Annotated in this window: 20 protein-coding genes; 14 read left to right on the top strand and 6 right to left on the bottom strand. The window is 44.8% G+C overall.

Annotated features, from left to right (window positions below; all coding sequences use genetic code 11):
- Positions 1–27: 27 nt before the first annotated feature.
- Positions 28–894 (bottom strand): DegV family protein, encoded by an 867-nt coding sequence (locus QYB97_RS04410; protein ID WP_301164713.1) that lies wholly within the window; start codon positions 892–894, stop codon positions 28–30.
- A gap of 157 nt (positions 895–1,051) precedes the next feature.
- Between QYB97_RS04410 and QYB97_RS04405 the strand changes: the two genes are divergently transcribed.
- Positions 1,052–1,903: a YitT family protein gene (locus tag QYB97_RS04405; RefSeq protein ID WP_301164712.1), complete on the top strand. Its 852-nt coding sequence runs from the start codon at positions 1,052–1,054 to the stop codon at positions 1,901–1,903.
- A gap of 178 nt (positions 1,904–2,081) precedes the next feature.
- On the opposite strand, the gene QYB97_RS04400 is transcribed toward QYB97_RS04405, so the two are convergent.
- Positions 2,082–2,339 (bottom strand): NifU N-terminal domain-containing protein, encoded by a 258-nt coding sequence (locus tag QYB97_RS04400; RefSeq protein WP_301164711.1) that lies wholly within the window; start codon positions 2,337–2,339, stop codon positions 2,082–2,084.
- An 18-nt stretch (positions 2,340–2,357) separates the two neighbouring features.
- A complete protein-coding gene (locus QYB97_RS04395; protein WP_301164710.1) occupies positions 2,358–2,810 on the bottom strand; it encodes a GNAT family N-acetyltransferase in 453 nt (150 codons plus the stop codon).
- A 125-nt stretch (positions 2,811–2,935) separates the two neighbouring features.
- On the opposite strand from QYB97_RS04395, the gene QYB97_RS04390 reads away from it, so the two are divergent.
- Entirely contained in the window at positions 2,936–3,544 is a 609-nt protein-coding gene (locus tag QYB97_RS04390) for an SGNH/GDSL hydrolase family protein (RefSeq protein WP_301164709.1), read from the top strand.
- A gap of 22 nt (positions 3,545–3,566) precedes the next feature.
- Here QYB97_RS04390 and QYB97_RS04385 read toward each other — a convergent pair whose 3' ends face one another.
- The 3 genes from QYB97_RS04385 to QYB97_RS04375 form a co-directional block, all read right to left on the bottom strand.
- Positions 3,567–3,848: a DUF3813 domain-containing protein gene (locus tag QYB97_RS04385; RefSeq protein WP_301164708.1), complete on the bottom strand. Its 282-nt coding sequence runs from the start codon at positions 3,846–3,848 to the stop codon at positions 3,567–3,569.
- Positions 3,849–3,992 (bottom strand): hypothetical protein, encoded by a 144-nt coding sequence (locus QYB97_RS04380; protein WP_301164707.1) that lies wholly within the window; start codon positions 3,990–3,992, stop codon positions 3,849–3,851.
- Positions 3,993–4,111: 119 nt separating this feature from the next.
- Positions 4,112–4,927, bottom strand: a complete 816-nt coding sequence (locus tag QYB97_RS04375) for a Cof-type HAD-IIB family hydrolase (RefSeq protein ID WP_301164706.1) — start codon at positions 4,925–4,927, stop codon at positions 4,112–4,114.
- A 141-nt stretch (positions 4,928–5,068) separates the two neighbouring features.
- Here QYB97_RS04375 and QYB97_RS04370 point away from each other — a divergent pair, with 141 nt between their 5' ends.
- From QYB97_RS04370 to carB, 12 genes are all read left to right on the top strand, one after another.
- Positions 5,069–5,338 (top strand): hypothetical protein, encoded by a 270-nt coding sequence (locus QYB97_RS04370; protein ID WP_301164705.1) that lies wholly within the window; start codon positions 5,069–5,071, stop codon positions 5,336–5,338.
- Positions 5,339–5,455: 117 nt separating this feature from the next.
- Complete coding sequence (locus QYB97_RS04365) at positions 5,456–6,220, top strand: alpha/beta fold hydrolase (RefSeq protein ID WP_301164704.1); 765 nt, start codon at positions 5,456–5,458, stop codon at positions 6,218–6,220.
- Positions 6,221–6,249: 29 nt separating this feature from the next.
- Positions 6,250–7,530 carry a molybdopterin molybdotransferase MoeA gene (locus tag QYB97_RS04360; protein ID WP_301164703.1) on the top strand — a complete coding sequence of 427 codons (1,281 nt, stop codon included), beginning with the start codon at positions 6,250–6,252 and terminating at the stop codon, positions 7,528–7,530.
- Entirely contained in the window at positions 7,500–8,021 is a 522-nt protein-coding gene (mobB, locus tag QYB97_RS04355; RefSeq protein ID WP_301164702.1) for a molybdopterin-guanine dinucleotide biosynthesis protein B, read from the top strand. The genes QYB97_RS04360 and mobB overlap by 31 nt, the downstream gene beginning before the upstream one ends.
- Complete coding sequence (locus QYB97_RS04350) at positions 8,018–8,485, top strand: molybdenum cofactor biosynthesis protein MoaE (RefSeq protein WP_301164701.1); 468 nt, start codon at positions 8,018–8,020, stop codon at positions 8,483–8,485. Before mobB ends, QYB97_RS04350 begins: the two co-directional genes overlap by 4 nt.
- Positions 8,482–8,718 (top strand): molybdopterin converting factor subunit 1, encoded by a 237-nt coding sequence (gene moaD / locus QYB97_RS04345; RefSeq protein WP_301164700.1) that lies wholly within the window; start codon positions 8,482–8,484, stop codon positions 8,716–8,718. Before QYB97_RS04350 ends, moaD begins: the two co-directional genes overlap by 4 nt.
- Before the next feature lie 550 nt (positions 8,719–9,268).
- Positions 9,269–10,315: an N-acetyl-gamma-glutamyl-phosphate reductase gene (argC, locus tag QYB97_RS04335; protein WP_356948160.1), complete on the top strand. Its 1,047-nt coding sequence runs from the start codon at positions 9,269–9,271 to the stop codon at positions 10,313–10,315.
- A gap of 25 nt (positions 10,316–10,340) precedes the next feature.
- A complete protein-coding gene (gene argJ, locus QYB97_RS04330; protein ID WP_301164923.1) occupies positions 10,341–11,558 on the top strand; it encodes a bifunctional ornithine acetyltransferase/N-acetylglutamate synthase in 1,218 nt (405 codons plus the stop codon).
- A 13-nt stretch (positions 11,559–11,571) separates the two neighbouring features.
- Positions 11,572–12,321: an acetylglutamate kinase gene (gene argB / locus QYB97_RS04325; protein ID WP_301164697.1), complete on the top strand. Its 750-nt coding sequence runs from the start codon at positions 11,572–11,574 to the stop codon at positions 12,319–12,321.
- A complete protein-coding gene (argD, locus tag QYB97_RS04320; protein WP_301164696.1) occupies positions 12,318–13,472 on the top strand; it encodes an acetylornithine transaminase in 1,155 nt (384 codons plus the stop codon). The genes argB and argD overlap by 4 nt, the downstream gene beginning before the upstream one ends.
- Positions 13,473–13,543: 71 nt before the next feature.
- Positions 13,544–14,623: a carbamoyl phosphate synthase small subunit gene (locus tag QYB97_RS04315; RefSeq protein WP_301164922.1), complete on the top strand. Its 1,080-nt coding sequence runs from the start codon at positions 13,544–13,546 to the stop codon at positions 14,621–14,623.
- Positions 14,616–17,759, top strand: a complete 3,144-nt coding sequence (carB, locus tag QYB97_RS04310) for a carbamoyl-phosphate synthase (glutamine-hydrolyzing) large subunit (RefSeq protein WP_301164695.1) — start codon at positions 14,616–14,618, stop codon at positions 17,757–17,759. The genes QYB97_RS04315 and carB overlap by 8 nt, the downstream gene beginning before the upstream one ends.

Genomic DNA, 17,759 nt, shown 5'->3' with positions numbered 1-17,759 from the left:
GATTAACATGAACGGGGCGGACCTGACTTATGCATCGGAATAGGGTTTTGTCAGAAAGAACATGGCAATGGTTCCGGGGCCGGCATGGGAACCTATGGCACATCCAATCATTGAAATCATGATTTGATTACAACCTGTTTCAGCTTTAATCATTTCTTTCAGCGAATTTGCGGCTTCCTGATCATCTGCATGGCTGATTCCGATAATCTGGTCGCTCAAATCGGTTCCCCGTTCTTTCATCAGTTCAATCATACGGCCAAATACCTTCTTTTTCCCCCGTATCTTTTCGATGGGAAACAGTTTTCCGTCTTTCATATGAAGGACGGGCTTTATTTTAAGAAGGCTCCCCATCATGGCCTGTGTTTTGCTCACTCTTCCGCCGCGCAATAAATATTCAAGGTCATCTACGGTAAAGATATGCTCAGTATGGTTTTTACAATATTCAGCTGTGGAAATGACATCATCAAAGGATCCGCCTTCCCTGGCACGTTTGGCACTCTGATAGACGACCAGGCCAAACCCGAGGGACGCGCATTGTGAATCGATCACCGCAAGTTCTGCATCAGGGAATTCTTCCATTACTTCTTGACGAATCAGTTCCGCAGTCTGGTATGTACCGCTCAAACCCGAAGATAAAGTTATGTATATACAGGGAGTATTTTCTTTTGCGCATCGCTGGAATGCTTCCCTGACCAGCATGGGAGGCACCTGGGATGTTTTTGGAGCAGCGCCTTCACGCATTTGGTTATACAGCTGTAACGGCTGTATCGTTTTCCGGTCATATTCTTCCCGGTCATGGATGGTAACGACTAAAGGAAGCATTGTAACGTTAAATTCATCGATGATGTGCTGCGGTAAATCACAGCCGCTGTCTGTTATGATCTGAACGTCCATATCAATCACCTGCACTTTTTTATGTATGATACGTTAAGTGTATACTTCACCCCATATAAAGGCAATAGATTGTTTGCCACAATCCTATTGACTACGACGGGTAATTTTGATAAAAACAGATAGTTGGACTAAGTTAAAATTTGAAAGGAAATCCACCATGAATTACTCACCTCTTCAGGAATTACAGAAAATCATTGTCATCGTTATCGGTGCTGCGCTTAATGCTGTTGCCCTAAATCTGTTTTTAATTCCGGCCAAAGTATATGCCAGTGGCTTTACAGGTGTCGCCCAGCTCGTATCCTCACTCCTTGTTCATTCACCCGTACCAATTTCAACCGGTGTGCTTTTATTTGTATTGAATATTCCGGTTGCGATTATTGGCTGGATGAAGGTCGGTAAGTCCTTTACCATTTACAGTTTTTTCTGTGTCTTTATGATGTCTTTTTTTCTTACAATCATACCTGTCGCTGAAATATCCAAAGATATTCTCCTAAATGCTGTATTTGGAGGAGTGATTGCGGCGATTGGTGTCGGCTTCACACTGAAATACGGTGCCTCAACGGGAGGCCTGGATATTGTCGCCATGATTTTGTCACGCAAACACAACCGGCCCATAGGCACCTATTTTATGATTTTGAATGGCTCCATTATTTTGGCTGCCGGTTTGATTTTTGGCTGGGAAAAAGCACTATATACACTGGTTGCTTTGTACGTCAGCACACGAATCATCGATGCGATTCATACACGGCATGAAAAATTGACGGCCATGATCGTTACAAAAAAAGGTAGCGAATTGAAAGAAGCAATCCATTCCAAACTGGTCCGGGGGATTACCATTGTACCGGCAAAGGGAGCCTTCTCCAATGAAAATAAAGAGATGCTCATTATTGTCGTTACCCGGTATGAATTGTATGACCTCGAAAATATTCTAAAAGAAGTCGATCCGAGCGCCTTTACCAATATTGTCAACACAACAGGCATTTTCGGGCTGTTCCGAAAAGATGATTAAGGAAGGGCAGTTGCTTAAAAGGTTCTTTCTTTGGTTATAAATCTTCGTTGACAAGAGGTTGGAGTGCAAGGTGCGAGACTCCCGCGGAAAGCGAGCATCCTGGAACGGAAATCTCTACTACAACAACCAAAGGAAAACAAAAGCGGACTTTCAGATGAAAGTCCGCTCTTTTTTGTGCTTATAACGTTTCGAGTACTTCTTTAATGTGGGGAACAAGCTCTTCCCAGTCTGCGTCGGGAAATTTGTTGACGGTCAAGAAATCCTGAAATCCAAAGATGGATTCCACTCCATCAATTGAAAGAAGGGAGGCTGCAAGGGGAGAGTCAGATGTATCTCCCGCTCTGGCAGACAATCGCCCCTCCAGAAACGGCTGACTTGCAGAAAACTTCAGTGCATTAGGATTGGGTGTTGGTTCGATAGAAAATTCAAGGGCCATAATATCATCTCCTGTTAGTTAAAAGTTAAATCGATAGCGCTGTGAAATAATGTCGTGAAAATCAAGTGAGTTATAAAGGTGCTTGGTGACAGAATTATTGATCCCGGTTTCAAGGTCTATGGATTTGATGCCTTCCCGTTCAGCCCAATGGATCAAATGAAGCAGAATCTTGCGGGCAATCCCTTTATTTCGGGCATCTTCACGGACAAAAAGTTCGTTCAGCCACAAATACGGACCGCCAAGGGGAAGGCTGATACCTATGTTGTAGAAGGCAACGCCAAGGACTTCTCCGTCTTCTTCAGCAATGATGACTCCGGAATTTGACTCTTCCTTAATGGCAAGAGAAATGCCGGTTAATACTTTCTCATAGCCTCCGTCGTCTTCGGACCGTGTTCTTTGCTGGGAGATCAGATCCGCAATTTTTTTTGTAACCTCATCAGAAGCAGTAGATGGTACTTCATAGACAAACATTGAAATCCTCCATGCAAATAGGTTTTGTAGCTACATTATAACAAAATATTCTGCTTGCGACTGTGACCAAATGAAATTTACAAGCGAATACTTATGGGGAGTACAAAAGAGCAGGAGGAAAGCTCATGAAAACATTAGTATGTTTTGGAGACAGTATAACAGCTCATGAACTAAATGACGATGATTCACTGAGACTGACCTCAAGAGTCCGTCTGTCACTTAGTAAGTGGAATGTCATTAATGCAGGTGTACCGGCTGAGACAACGAGGCTGGCCTTAACCCGGTTTCAGGAAGATGTCCTGAGGCATGAACCTGATTTGGTTACGGTTCTTTTCGGCGCGAATGACGCAAGCACCCATCGTTTAATTGAAGTGGAAGAATATAAGAACAATTTGATTTATATGATCGAGAAGCTTGGTCCGTCAAAAATTATTTTAATTTCACCTTCTCCGGTGGATGAAAATGAGCAGCACGCCAGAACGAATGAGCGTACGCATCAATATGCTAAAGCTGTAAAAGAACTGGCTGATACCTATAACACCCATTTCATCGATTTGTGGAAAAAAATGACCGGCCGGAACTATAAGCAGATGCTGACTCAGGATGGTCTTCACTTTAACAAAAAAGGCTACAGGCTTTTAGCGGGTCTTGTTATTCAGAAAATGGAAAAATTAAAAAAAGCCAAGAAAACCAAAAAACGGTTTGCTGCACTGGCTAAAATACAAAAAGGCTGAGAGGAACCTCTCAGCCTTATTTTTATAGATCTTGCTGGCTGTTGTCTTTGGTTGCGTCAAGTTCTTCCTGAAGTTCGGACAATTGCTGGCGTTCAGCGTTGGAAGAATCTGCCATTGCAGATGAAATGATGTTTTCCGCTACCGAAATATCTTCATTGCTGAAATCGCTGGATTGAGCACTCAGTTGTTCGTGTTGAGGATTCTGATGTTGATGTTGATGATCATGATTATGTTTATGCTCATCATGGTTGCCAACAAGGTTGGAAACAGCTTCTTTTGCCCGTTGGAAAATATTGTTTCCCATTTACTGACCTCCCAAGGTTATATTTTTCTGCACCTCTTGCTGTGTTTCTTTGATTTCCTCATTTAGGTGCTGCTCTGCATTCACATTCTTTACTGCGTCTGCGCCTTGCTGCACCGCCCGCTTTGATTTGCTGTGTTTGCTCATGGTGAAAACCTCCTCAAAGGGTATAGTATAGTTTTTGCTGCCCACTGAGTTTTATGTAGAAAAGAAAACATACCAAAAATAAACACCCGGCAAAAACGATTGCCGGGTGCTGGACTGTATTACATATTTAGCGCAAGGACTTCCTCTAAATATAAGGCAATCCCGTCTTCTTCATTGGTTTTTGTCACATGATTTGCGATGTTTTTAAGTTCAGATATGGCATTTCCCATGGCAATGCCATGACCGGCATACTCAATCATCTCCAGGTCATTATCTTCGTCCCCAAAAGCGATGACTCTCTCTTTGGGGATATTGTAATAAGCCGATATTTTTTGTAAACCAACGGCTTTATTCAGTCCTGAACGAATAACTTCAATTATATTCCAGGGAGCGGCCCATACTCGCTGGTCAATCACTTCGGCGTGTTCCTTTTTTAGCTGATCCCGCAGTTCGTTAACATGGTGATCTTGCGGATGAATCAACAGTGAGGTTGGATTATCATTCAGTCTTTCGTTTAGATCGCCGGTATGGGCGGGGTTTTCACCCATAATGAAGGTATCGACAATAACCTGGTCTTCTTTATGCAGATACACATCGTCGAGCACTTCTGCCATAATATTTTTAACAAGAAATTCTTCGGCCGTTTTTATCACCTTTTTTGCCTGTGACAACTCCAATGGAGAATGGTAAACCCCAAATGAGGAATCATGAGGATGATGAACGAAAGCACCGTTAAAATTAACGATAGGCGTATTAAGCCCAAGCTCCTTGTAATATTCCGTGCTGGCACGGTATGGGCGGCCGGTGGATATGCAAACAACATGTCCTTCCTGTTTCGCCTTCAGAACAGCATTTTTTGTACGCTGTGAAATAACTTTATTGTCGTTCAATAAAGTGCCATCCAGATCAAGTGCAATCAAATACGGTTTCTTCATTAGGTTTCCTGCCTTTTCGTCAATTTCAAATTAAGTGTAATGGTTTCCAATGTCACTGTCCAATATAAGTCCAATAATAGGAAGTTTTACACAGACGCTGTCAGGGTAATGCTAACAATATATAAGAGGAGGAGATTTTCCATGAAGAAAAAATATTTGTTGCTCTCAGGCTTTGCAATTTCCGCTGCAGGAATCACTTCCTACATGTTAAGAAAAGGGTCAAACCGGACCATGGCGAAAATGATGGCCAATGAGGTAATTGAAAAGATAAAGCCATTTATGACAAACGAAAACAATCATAATTTACCTGTGGAAAAGGCTGGTCATCCCGATCCTTATGATTACGATGATACAAAAATGGTTGAAGAGGGAAGCATGTATCCAGTTAATTACTACAACAAAAAGCAATAACCAGTGAAAAGAAAAAATTCGCAACTTTCCATTAACCCGTGCAAACGGGTTTTTTTATCGGCAAATTTCAAATAACTTGTTATGATATAGAAAAGAGAAACGATGAAGGAGTAAATTATGGTAAACATTGAATCGCGTATGATAAAAGACATTCCCGTGCTTCATGCTTTTGATGAAAAGAAGCATGGCGATAAACTTCCATTAGTGATTTTTCTGCATGGATTTACAAGTGCAAAGGAGCACAATCTTCATTTTGCCTATTCGCTTGCAGAAAAAGGGTACCGTGTCATTCTTCCGGACATGCTGCACCATGGCGACCGGATAACTGATGTTTCCGGAGACAGGCGAATGTATTCGTTTTGGGATATCGTGATTCAGGGAATCCAGGATGTGAATATCCTGGTAAAAGCGCTCAATGATGAGGGACTGATTGATCCTGAAAGAATCGGCGTGTCCGGAACTTCCATGGGGGGGATAATTACATTTGGCGCCCTGTCGCAATATCCCTTTATTAAAACGGCGGTTACACTTATGGCCACACCGGGATATCAAGCATTTGCCAACTGGCAGATCGAAAAAATGAAGCAGCTCGAAGTCTCCCTGCCGTATTCACAAGAAGCGCTGGCTAAAATCATGTCCATCATTAAACCATTCGACTTGACTGCAAACATGAAGAAGCTGGATAACCGTCCGTTGTTTTTATGGCACAGCAAAGTGGATCAGGTGGTTCCTTACAGCCAGAGCCGCGAGTTCTTCCAAAAAGCAAAACCGCTGTATAAAAATCCTGAAAATATTCAGTACATATCCGATGAAACAGCAGGGCATAAGGTATCCAGAACTGCCTATCTCGAAGCAGTAAAGTGGTTTAGTAAGCATTTGTAATAGAAAGAGAACAAAAAAGAGGTGACACGATGCCGATTGAAAAACGGGAAATTATTCCGGTTTGGGACGCCGTTACAAAAGTCCTGAAGTACCAATTGGAACTTTCATTGGAAACGGTCAGTCTCGAGGAAAGTGACGGGCGCTACCTTGGTGAAGATATATTGGCCACGCATGATGTGCCACCCTTTGACAGGTCTCCTTACGATGGCTTTGCCATACGTGCGGAAGACACATCTGCTGCAACCCAGGAACAGCCTGTAGAGTTGAATGTGATCGATTCCATTGGAGCTGGCCATGTTTCCGGCAAGGAAATAAAACATAACGAGGCAATAAGGATTATGACAGGAGCCGCAATTCCTAAGGGTGCAAATGCGGTCATCATGCTTGAACTTGTCTCTGAAAAAGAAAATAACAGGATCACCATTTCAAGGAAAGTCAAAGCAGGCGATAATATTTCTCGTCAGGGGGAAGATACGCCTGAAGGAACAACCATACTTAAAACAGGGACTCGCATTCATCCAGGAGTAACGGCCATTCTCGCCACGTTTGGATTTCATACGGTAAAAGTTTATAAAAAACCGGTTGTCGGAATCCTGGCTACTGGTACGGAACTTTTGGACGTGGACGAGGAACTGGTTCCCGGAAAAATCAGAAACAGCAACGCATACATGATTGCTTCGCAAATCAAAAAAATAGGCGGAGAGCCCCGCATCCTTGGGAAATTGCCTGATGACCTGGAAGAAACATATGAAGGCATCCTTCAAGCCATGAAGGAAACTGACCTGGTTATCACAACTGGAGGGGTTTCCGTAGGAGATTTTGATCATTTGCCGGCCATTTATAAAAAGATGGGAGCGGAACTTCTTTTTAACAAAATCGCCATGAGGCCGGGCAGTGTGACATCTGCAGCAATGTTTGAAGGTAAGCCGCTATTCGGTCTTTCCGGGAACCCATCAGCCTGCTTTGTAGGCTTTGAATTGTTTGTTAGACCTTATCTGCTTCAATCTCTTCACGTGAAAAAGGTCCACCTTGGCGCCGTGACTGCAACCCTTCAAAAGGATTACCTAAAACCCAATCCTTTTACACGATTTATACGTAGCCGGGTAGAGTGGAACGGACCCACGGCAGTCGCTTCACCTGTTGGACTGGACAAGTCCGGGTCAGTTTCTTCGCTTTCAGAGGCCAATGCCTTGATCGTTCTTCCAGGCGGGACCAGGGGATGGGAAAAAGGCTCACAGGTGATGACCTTGTTGTTAGAAGGAGAAGGAAGTGTCTGGCCATGGGATCAAGCATTAAAATCCAGATCGTAGGATATAAAAACAGTGGGAAAACGACACTGGTTTCGAACCTGCTGAAAGCTGCTTCTGCAGCCGGCCTGCGGGCTGGAACCTTAAAGCATCATGGTCACGGCGGCCGGATCGACTTTCAGGATGAAAACAAAGATACTGGAATTCACCGCAGCGCCGGAGCCGTTGTTTCAGGTGTGGAGGGAGAAGGTACTTTTCAGCTTTGCCTTGACCAGCCGGTATCTTTCTCCCGGCTGGTTCGTTTATACGAACTCCTTGAACTCGATCTTCTGCTGATTGAAGGTTTTAAAGAAATACAGATGCCACGGGTTGTTTTACTCAAACATGATGATGATGTGGAGCTGATCAGAAGCAGTACAAATGTGCTGATGGCCATTGCCTGGCCATCGTTTTCGACTGAGCAGATTTCACCGGTGTATCCTGTTTATAAACTGAATGAAAAAGAACAATATATTAATTTTTTGATGGATTGGATGAAGGGGAGGAACTTATGAAGCTATTTGAAATAACAGAAGATCCCATTTCTGTTCAGGAAGTGATTGATAAGGTCATTCATCCCGATGCAGGTGCAGTGAATACCTTCGTTGGGACCGTACGGGAAATGACAAAGGGAAAAAGAACCACCTATTTAAAATATGAAGCCTACATTCCGATGGCCGAAAAGCAGCTTCGAAAAATCGGAGAAGAAATAGCCGTTGAATGGCCGGATGCGAAATGTGCCATCACCCACCGGATTGGGGAACTGGGTATTTCAGAAATTGCGGTAGTCATTGCCGTCTCCACACCGCATCGCGCCGATTCATTTGAAGCTTGCCGGTATGCGATAGAACGTATTAAAGAAATCGTGCCGATCTGGAAGAAGGAGCACTGGGAAGACGGAAGTAAGTGGGTTGGAGATCAGCTTGAAAACACCTCCTATCCACAAGGCCGCCCGGAAAGCGAGGGAGATACTCAATGATAAAAGTATTGCTGTTTGCGGGCATGCAGGAGCGTGCCGGAAAAAGTGAAATCCAACTGGATGAACCGCATCTTCTTGTGTCTGAGATTAAAAGAAAGCTGGAAAATGAATACGATTTTCCGCAAATGTTTACAGGCTGTCTTGCTGCGGTCAATGAAGAATTTGCCGAAGATGATACCGAAATCCGTTCAGGAGATGTTGTCGCTTTTATTCCGCCTGTCAGCGGAGGCTAAAGAACCTGGGTTCTGATCCCGTTCTTCTGAACATGAGAAACATAAAAGCGTCCCATTAATATGGACCCCATTCAGAAAGCCCTCTAGACAATAGACGGGCTTTTTGCATTGGCTGCAGTTTCCCACTAATTCCTTCACCGTTACTCCTCCTTTAGCTGTTTTATAATCTTATCCTTTTATTTTTAAGGGGTTAAAACTCTTCATTGACTAGTTGATTGTAGTGCAAGGTGCGAGGCTCCTCGAAAATGAACTGCACATTTTCTTCGTGCGATGTCTTGCTGCCGTAGCGTTCCTTGTCCTGCGGGAAAAGCGGGACTAGTGAGACCCCGCAGGAGCATGCGACGAGGAAGTAGGCGTTTACGCCGGTAAGGCTCACGCCCGCCCGCGGAAAGCGAGCATCCTGGAACGGAAGTCAACAACCCCAGCCTAACTTTAAGTATAAACCCCAACGAAACGGCCTACAAATCAAAAAAATAAAAAAATTTATAAATATACAGTTGAATTTATCTTTATACATACATATAATGATACATAAATCAAAAACATTGAGGTGGAGTCGTTGAAAGTCGGTATTGTAGGAGCTACAGGCTTTGGTGGACTGGAACTTATCCGCCTGCTGAAGCAGCATCCTGAAGTAAAAGAGTTTATCTTGTATTCGTCCAGCAAAAAAGGTGAACATATAGATTCGGTTTATCCACATTTGAATGGATTGGCTGAAGGTACACTGCAGGCGATCGATCATGAAAGAATGCCGGAGCAGGTTGATTTTCTGTTCAGCTCCGCTCCGACAGGTGTATCTGCAAGTCTGTTGCCGCCTCTGCTTGAACAGGGAATGAGGATCATTGATTTGGCCGGGGATTACCGTCTTAAAAAACAAGAAGAGTATCGGCAGTGGTATAAGAAGGAACCACCCGAACAGAAGTGGGTGGAAAAAGCGGTATACGGAATGCCTGAATACAACAGGGAAAACATTGAGACTTCCCAGCTGATTGCCAATCCGGGCTGCTATCCAACGGCGGCGCTCAATGGATTGCTGCCGCTTGTTACCAACAGTTTAATAGAAACAAAGTCGATCATCATTGATGCAAAGTCAGGTATTTCGGGAGCAGGTGCCGTTCCTTCTTCAGCAGCGCATTTCCCGGTTGCCAATGATAATCTGCAAATCTATAAAGTGAACCAGCATCAGCATATTCCAGAGATTGAACAAATGCTTCATCATTATTCTGAAGCAAATGATCCCATTACCTTCAACACCCATTTGGTTCCGATGACCAGGGGAATCATGAACACAATGTATGCAACAGTAGAAGAAGGAATAACGGAGCGGGAAATTAAGGAAGCATTCTTTGAATATGCAGAGCAGCATCCATTTATAAGGCTTTCTCCACAGAGAACATTCCCTTGTACTAAACAGGTGTTGGGCAGCAATTATTGTGATATCGGCTGGTCATTCGATACACGTACAAACCGGCTCACGACAGTAGCTGTTATCGATAACCTAATGAAAGGTGCAGCAGGTCAGGCTGTACATAATTTCAACCTGATGAACGGGTTCCCGGAAAATACAGGATTACAAGCAAGTCCATTGTTTCCATAATGAGAGGAGAGTTGATGTGGCTTCAATCGTATCAACCTTAAAAAAAGTGACGGGATCAAATATAACCTTGCCAAAAGGATTTTCCGCGGCGGGAATCAATTGCGGCATTAAATACAAGAAAAAAGATTTAGGCATTATTTTGAGTGACAAACCGGCCGCAGCTGCAGCCGTGTATACGACCAATAAAATCAAAGCAGCACCGCTTGCGGTAACAAAAGAAAGTATTGAAACAGAAGGATTATTGCAGGCGGTGATCGTCAACTCCGGCAATGCCAATGCGTTTACCGGTACCCAGGGAACGCTTGATGCCTATGCTATGCGAAACCAGGTCAGTGAAGTATTTGGCCTGAACGAACATCATGTCGGAGTGGCATCCACAGGAATCATTGGAGAAACCATGCCTATAGATACCATTCTTGAAGGGATTGGAAAGCTTCATCCCCAGCCCAAGCTAGAAAACGCGCTTGAATTTAGCCAGGCTATCCTGACAACAGATACGAAAACAAAAAATGCATGCTATTCCTTCCAGGTTGGAGAAAAAGAAGTGGTGCTGGCTGGAACAGCAAAAGGCTCAGGGATGATTCATCCCAACATGGCGACGATGCTTTCTTTTATGACCACAGATGCGTGCATTTCATCCGATAACCTCCACTATGCACTTAGAAAGATAACGGATCAAAGCTTTAACTGTATTACGGTGGATGGAGAAACATCAACAAACGATATGGTCCTCGTTATGGCAAACGGTTGTGCCGGAAATGAAGAGCTGACACCTGATCATCCGGATTGGGGAACGTTTTTGCAGGCATTGACCCTCACTTGTACCGATCTGGCAAAGAGTATAGCCAGAGACGGTGAAGGTGCAACCAAATTGATTGAAGTAACGGTCGAGGGAGCGGCCAGTGATGAGGAAGCCAGGATTGCTGCAAAATCAATTGTGGGATCTCCCTTGGTAAAAACTGCGATTTTCGGTTGTGATCCCAACTGGGGGAGAATTATAGCTGTTTTGGGCTACGCGAATGTGGAAATTGTTCCGGAAAAAATCGACCTGTCGATTGGTGGTTTTCCGGTATTGTCCTCCAGCGAAATTCTTCCATTTGATGAAGAAGGCGTTTCTTCCTACCTGGGCGGCAGTGACATTTCCATTTCCGTGAACCTTCATTCGGGTAACGGAAATGGGAAGGCCTGGGGATGTGATTTAACGTATGACTATGTACAAATCAATTCCAGTTACACAACCTGAGGGGGAAAAGGACATGGATCAAATAGTGATCATCAAGTGCGGCGGCAGTATTCTGAAATCTCTACAGCCTTCATTTTTTCAACGGTTAAAGGAACTGGAGGAAGAAGGCAAGAAAATTATTCTGGTTCATGGCGGTGGACCGGATATTACCAAATACATGAACGCCCTGGCCATTCCTGTTCAATTTATTGACGGGGTAAGACGCACCTCCGGGCAGGCTGCAGAAACGGCTGAAATGGTGCTCGCCGGACAGCTCAATCCCTGGTTTGTGTACCAGCTGAACCAGCTTGGATTGAAAGCGATCGGACTGAACGGTAATGACGGAGCGTTGTTGGAATGTGATTACTTAAAGAAAGAGCAATGGGGCCATGTGGGCAAGGTCGTATCCGTTAACAAGGGAACGCTGACACAGCTTATGAAAGCAGGTTTTATTCCCGTCATTGCTTCGGTGTCCAGAAATTTAACCGGTGAAATTCTGAATCTGAATGCTGACACGGTAGCCTTTGAAGTGGCTTCGGCCATGGAAGCGGAGTCCTTGATTTTCGTAACGGATGTTGACGGGATTCTTGCGGAAGGCAAGACGGTTCAAAAAGCAACCACCGCTTCCATCCAAAAGCTGATCGATACAGGGATTATTACAGGCGGAATGATTCCAAAGGTAGAAGCGGCATTGAACTGCCTTCAATCGAAAATAAAAGAAATTCAAATAGTCGGCAAAGAACTGAAAGGTACACTGATTGTCAAAGAGGAGGTTTTCTCATGAGCGCATTGTTTTCCAATTATGGCAGATGGAACCTGGAACTCGAAAAAGGCACTGGCAGCCAGGTGACAGATACACAAGGGAAAACGTATCTGGATTTTACAAGCGGGATCGGAGTTTGCAATTTAGGCCATGTTCACCCAGCCGTTACAGAAGCAGTTACTGAGCAGCTGAATAAACTGTGGCATACATCCAACTTGTTTCAATCATCCTTGCAGGAGAAAACCGCACAGCTGCTCACAGCACCCACGCATTTAAGCAAAGTCCTTTTCTGCAACAGCGGGGCAGAGGCAAATGAAGGAGCCATTAAATTGGCCAGAAAATATACGGCAAAAACAAAGATCATTACCTGCATCCAATCGTTCCACGGCAGAACATACGGTTCAATGTCAGCCACCGGGCAGGAAAAAATCAAAGCAGGATTTGGACCAATGGTAGCAGGGTTTGAACACGTTCCTTTTAATGATTCAAAAGCGCTCGAAGAGGCGGCAGACGCCGATACGGCAGCGATTATGATTGAGGTTGTCCAGGGAGAAGGCGGAATAAATCCGGCAACGGAGAGCTATTTGAATTTTGTGGGAAAACTATGCAAGGAAAAAGGCATTCTTCTCATCATTGATGAAGTGCAGACGGGGATCGGCAGAACAGGGAAGCCCTTTGCTTTCAGCCATTTCGGTCTTAAACCTGATATTGTTACAGCGGCAAAGGGACTCGGAAACGGCTTTCCTGTAGGCGCAGTCATCAGTACAGAAGAAGTAAGCAGCGCGTTCGGACCCGGAAGCCACGGCACTACGTTTGGAGGAAACCCATTGGCCATGGCCGCAGCGGGCGCAGTGTTAAGAGAAGTATTTGATCCGGCATTCTTAGAAGAGGTTCAGAAAAAGGGTGAATACTTGAAGGAAGAACTTCAAAGCAAACTTCTAAACTATGATGAAGTCCAGGAAGTCAAAGGAATTGGGCTCATGATAGGAATCCAGTGCAAAGGAAAAGTTTCAGATCTGATCACAGAGCTGCAGCACAATGGAATTCTTGCTCTGTCAGCAGGAGAACACGTTTTACGGCTCCTCCCTCCGTTAACCATGTCCTATGACGAATTAAAGACGGGAATTGAAGAAATCAGCAAAGCCATACAGAAACAAACAGTGACTGCATAAAGTCATCTTTTTATACACTTTAATGTATAAAAATTCAGGAGAATAAATGTATATGCAAAGGAGAAGAAATGATGAAAGGATATTTGCAGCTTTCCAACGGTGAGAGCTTTGAGGGGAAATGGCACGGAACCACGCAGTGTACGAGCGGAGAAGTGGTGTTTTTTACAGGAATGACCGGCTATCAGGAAGTATTGAGCGACCCTTCCTATCATGGGCAAATTGTGGTGTTTGCTTATCCGCTGATTGGCAACTACGGAATCAATGAAGAGGATTTTGAATCTATTGTGCCCCAGCCGGCAGGTGTAATTACATGTTCCGCAGATGAAATCGGCCATCACTATCAGTCCCTAGAGCCCTTATCTGCATTACTGAATAAACATGGCATCCCGCTGATCAGTGAAGTGGATACCCGTTCACTCATTAAGCTGATTCGCGCTGAAGGCGACATGAAGGGTGTACTGTCATGCAGCCTGCAGCATATCGAGCAGTATAAAGAAAAAAAAGGGGTGCAGGGCAAACTGGTAAAAGAAGTTTCTGTCCAGCAAGCTGAAACCCATGGCAAAGGCAAGCACCATATTGTCCTTCTTGATTTTGGCTATAAAAAGTCCATTGTTGAGGCACTCGTGGAAAATGGATGTAAAGTAACGATTGTTCCGTTTGATGAAAAAGAAGAAGTCATTCATAAATTAAAACCAGATGGCCTGCTGTTCTCAAACGGCCCTGGAAATCCGAAAGAACTGGCTCCGTATATGCCGGTATACCGAAGACTCGCGGAACTTTATCCTTCTTTTGGAATTTGCCTCGGGCATCAGCTGTTGGCACTGGCTTTTGGCGGCAATACCCAAAAACTTAAATTCGGCCACAGAGGGGCGAATCATCCGGTTATCAATCTTAAAACAAACAAAGTGGCAATGAGTTCTCAAAACCATGGATATGTTGTGGAAGAGGGAAGCCTGATTACAACTGGATTTCATGTTCTCTATAAAAATATTAATGATGGCAGTGTGGAAGGAATGTACCACGATACCTATCCAGTTATGACCACCCAATTTCATCCCGAAGCGAATCCCGGACCAGAAGATCATGCCCATTTGTTTACCAGCTTTCTGGAATTAATTCGTGAAAAGAGGAGCGAGAAAATTTATGCCTAAGCATCAAGAGATTCATAGTGTCCTCGTCATCGGATCAGGACCAATCGTCATCGGCCAGGCAGCTGAGTTCGACTATGCAGGCACCCAGGCCTGTGCCGCGCTGAAAGAAGAAGGGATGCACGTCATTCTTGTCAATAACAATCCGGCTACCATTATGACGGATGAAACGTATGCAGATAAAGTCTATTTCGAACCAATGACTGCCGAATCAGTAGCCAACATTATAAAAAAAGAAAAGCCTGACGGGCTTTTGGCATCGGTGGGCGGCCAAACTGGCCTCAATCTTGCCATGGAACTCCAAAAAAGCGGTGTTCTTGAAGAACATCATGTCAAACTCCTGGGAACGAATCTTGATTCGATCACAAAAGCAGAGGACCGCGAATGCTTCAGATCGCTCATGCATGAGCTGAATGAGCCGGTTCCGGACAGCCAGATTGTAACGACCGCTCAGGAAGCCATTGATTTTGCAATGGACATCGGATATCCGGTAATCGTGCGTCCCGCATACACGCTCGGCGGCTTTGGCGGGGGAACGGCACAAACGGAAGAAGAGCTGACGGTTATTATCAAAAAAGGGCTTTCAGCAAGCCCGATCTCCCAGTGCCTGATTGAAAAAAGCATTGCTGGCTACAAAGAAATTGAGTATGAAGTGGTCAGGGACGCCAATGATACGTGCATAACCATCTGTAATATGGAAAACATTGATCCGGTGGGAATACATACCGGAGACTCACTCGTGGTCGCGCCAAGCCAAACGATGACGGACCAGGAATACCACATGCTGCGTTCCTCGGCGATAAAAATCATCCGTGCCCTTGGTATTATTGGCGGATGCAATATCCAGTTTGCCCTGGACACTGAGAGCAAGCAATACTATCTGATTGAGGTTAACCCGCGACTCAGCCGGTCTTCTGCTCTTGCTTCAAAAGCAACAGGCTATCCGATTGCCAAGATTGCCGCCAAATTAAGCGTGGGATATCACCTTCATGAACTGAAAAACCCGGTCACCGGAACAACCTACGCAAGCTTTGAACCGGCTCTTGATTACATCACAGTGAAGATGCCTCGCTGGCCTTTTGATAAATTCCCGGAAGCGGAAAGAAAACTGGGAACACAGATGAAAGCAACAGGAGAAGTTATGGCGATCGAGAGAAATCTTGAAGCAGCCATCCAGAAGGCTGTCCGCTCCCTTGAGCTGGATACGGAAGGCTTTTTTCTTAAAGAATTGACGGCTTGGAATTCAGAGGAGCTAAAGAACCTTCTCGTCCAGGCTGATGACCGCAGATTTTTTGCGATTATGGAGCTGCTCAACCGGGGAATGGCAATCGAAGAAGTACAGGAGCTTACACAGATTAATACGTTTTTCCTTTGTGCCTTTAAAAAACTGGTGGATTTTTATCAGGAAATCCAGTCCAGCTCGCTGGATGATGCAGTAAATGAGCAACTTTCTGCATGGAAAAAAGCCGGATTCACTGATCAAGCTCTCGCCAAGGCATGGAATGTATCTGAGGGGAAAGTAAGAGAAACAAGGAAAACCGCTGGAATTATTCCAACCTACAAAATGGTGGATACCTGTGCAGCCGAGTTTATGGCCAACACTTCTTATTACTATTCCAGCTGGAGTGGAACAAACGATAAAACTCCGAGTGCCAAGGAGAAGATTGCCGTTATCGGTTCAGGGCCAATCCGGATCGGCCAGGGGGTTGAATTCGATTATTGCTGTGTGCACGGTGTTTTTGCCCTGCAGGAGGCAGGCTATGAAACCATCCTGATCAATAACAATCCTGAAACAGTAAGTACGGATTTCGAAGTCGCAGATGCGCTGTATTTTGAACCGCTCTCTTTTGAGGATATTATGAATGTCCTTGAATTTGAAGGAGCGCAAAAAGTGATTCTGCAGTTCGGAGGACAAACAGCGATCAACGTGGCTGAGCAGCTTGAGGAAGCTGGCATTGAAGTACTGGGCTCCAAAGCAGATCTGATTGATGAGATGGAAAATCGTGAACGCTTTTACGGCTTTCTCAAAAATGTGAATATCCCGCACGTCCCCGGGGAAACAGCTTTTAATATCCAGGAAGTTCTCCATTGTGCGGCAACTATTGGTTATCCGGTCCTTCTCAGACCTTCTTATGTAATAGGAGGGAAGGGGATGGTCATCGTTAACAGCGAGGTTGAGCTGAAGGCATACCTCTCCCAGCATACGATCGAATACCCGGTGCTGGTGGACAGCTACATTTCCGGCAAAGAAGCAGAGGTGGATGTCCTGTCTGATGGAATTCATGCATTTATCCCCGGGATTTTCGAGCATATTGAACCGGCGGGTGTTCATTCAGGTGACAGTACTGCCATCACCCCGCCTTTAAGCTTGGAGTCTGGCATCATTGATCTTATCGTTTCTTATTCTGAGAAAATTGCGGCATCCATGGAATTTAAAGGGGTATTCAACATTCAGTTTGTCATTAACGGACCGGACGTTTTTGTTCTCGAGATTAATCCCCGTGCGTCCCGTACAGCACCGATCTTTAATAAAATCTCAGGAGTGAACATCATTCAGGCCGCAGTTCATGCCATGCTGGATAAAACCCTTGCAGAACAGGGAATTCATGCCGGACTGCATAACAGCCATTTTACAGCGGTTAAAGCGCCGGTTTATTCCAATATTAAACTTCCTGGCCTGTCTCCAAAGGGAGCACCGATAATGCGCTCGACCGGAGAGGTTCTGGGAACAGGAAGAAGCTTGGAAGAAGCTGTGCAAAAAGTGCTAACAGGAACCAATCCGACGGCAAGAACAGGTGAGGGAGGCCACCCTGTCAGCCTTTTTGCGGATGTTAGCAAGGAAGTGCTTACTGCTAACGAAATAAAAATTCTTCAGAGCTGGGAGAGCAAAGGAGTTTCCGTAATACATCAGGGGGAACGCTCTTTTGAAGAATGGATTTCATCCCGGGAGAACGGAATATATTTTTCCGAAGGTAAGGATGCCGAGGCGCTGGATAGATTGAAGAAAGCCAGTCTTTCAGGAAAATACGTATTTACCCAATGGGAGACATGCGCCTTTTATCAATATGGGCTTGTCCAGGTGAATAATCAGGTTTCTCATATTAAAGAAATTCAGGAAAGAAAGGAAGTTCGACTATGA

The sequence above is a fragment of the Fictibacillus fluitans genome (assembly GCF_030418125.1).
Lineage (GTDB): Bacteria > Bacillota > Bacilli > Bacillales > Fictibacillaceae > Fictibacillus_C > Fictibacillus_C fluitans.
This window is presented reverse-complemented; position numbering and strand designations above follow the sequence as displayed.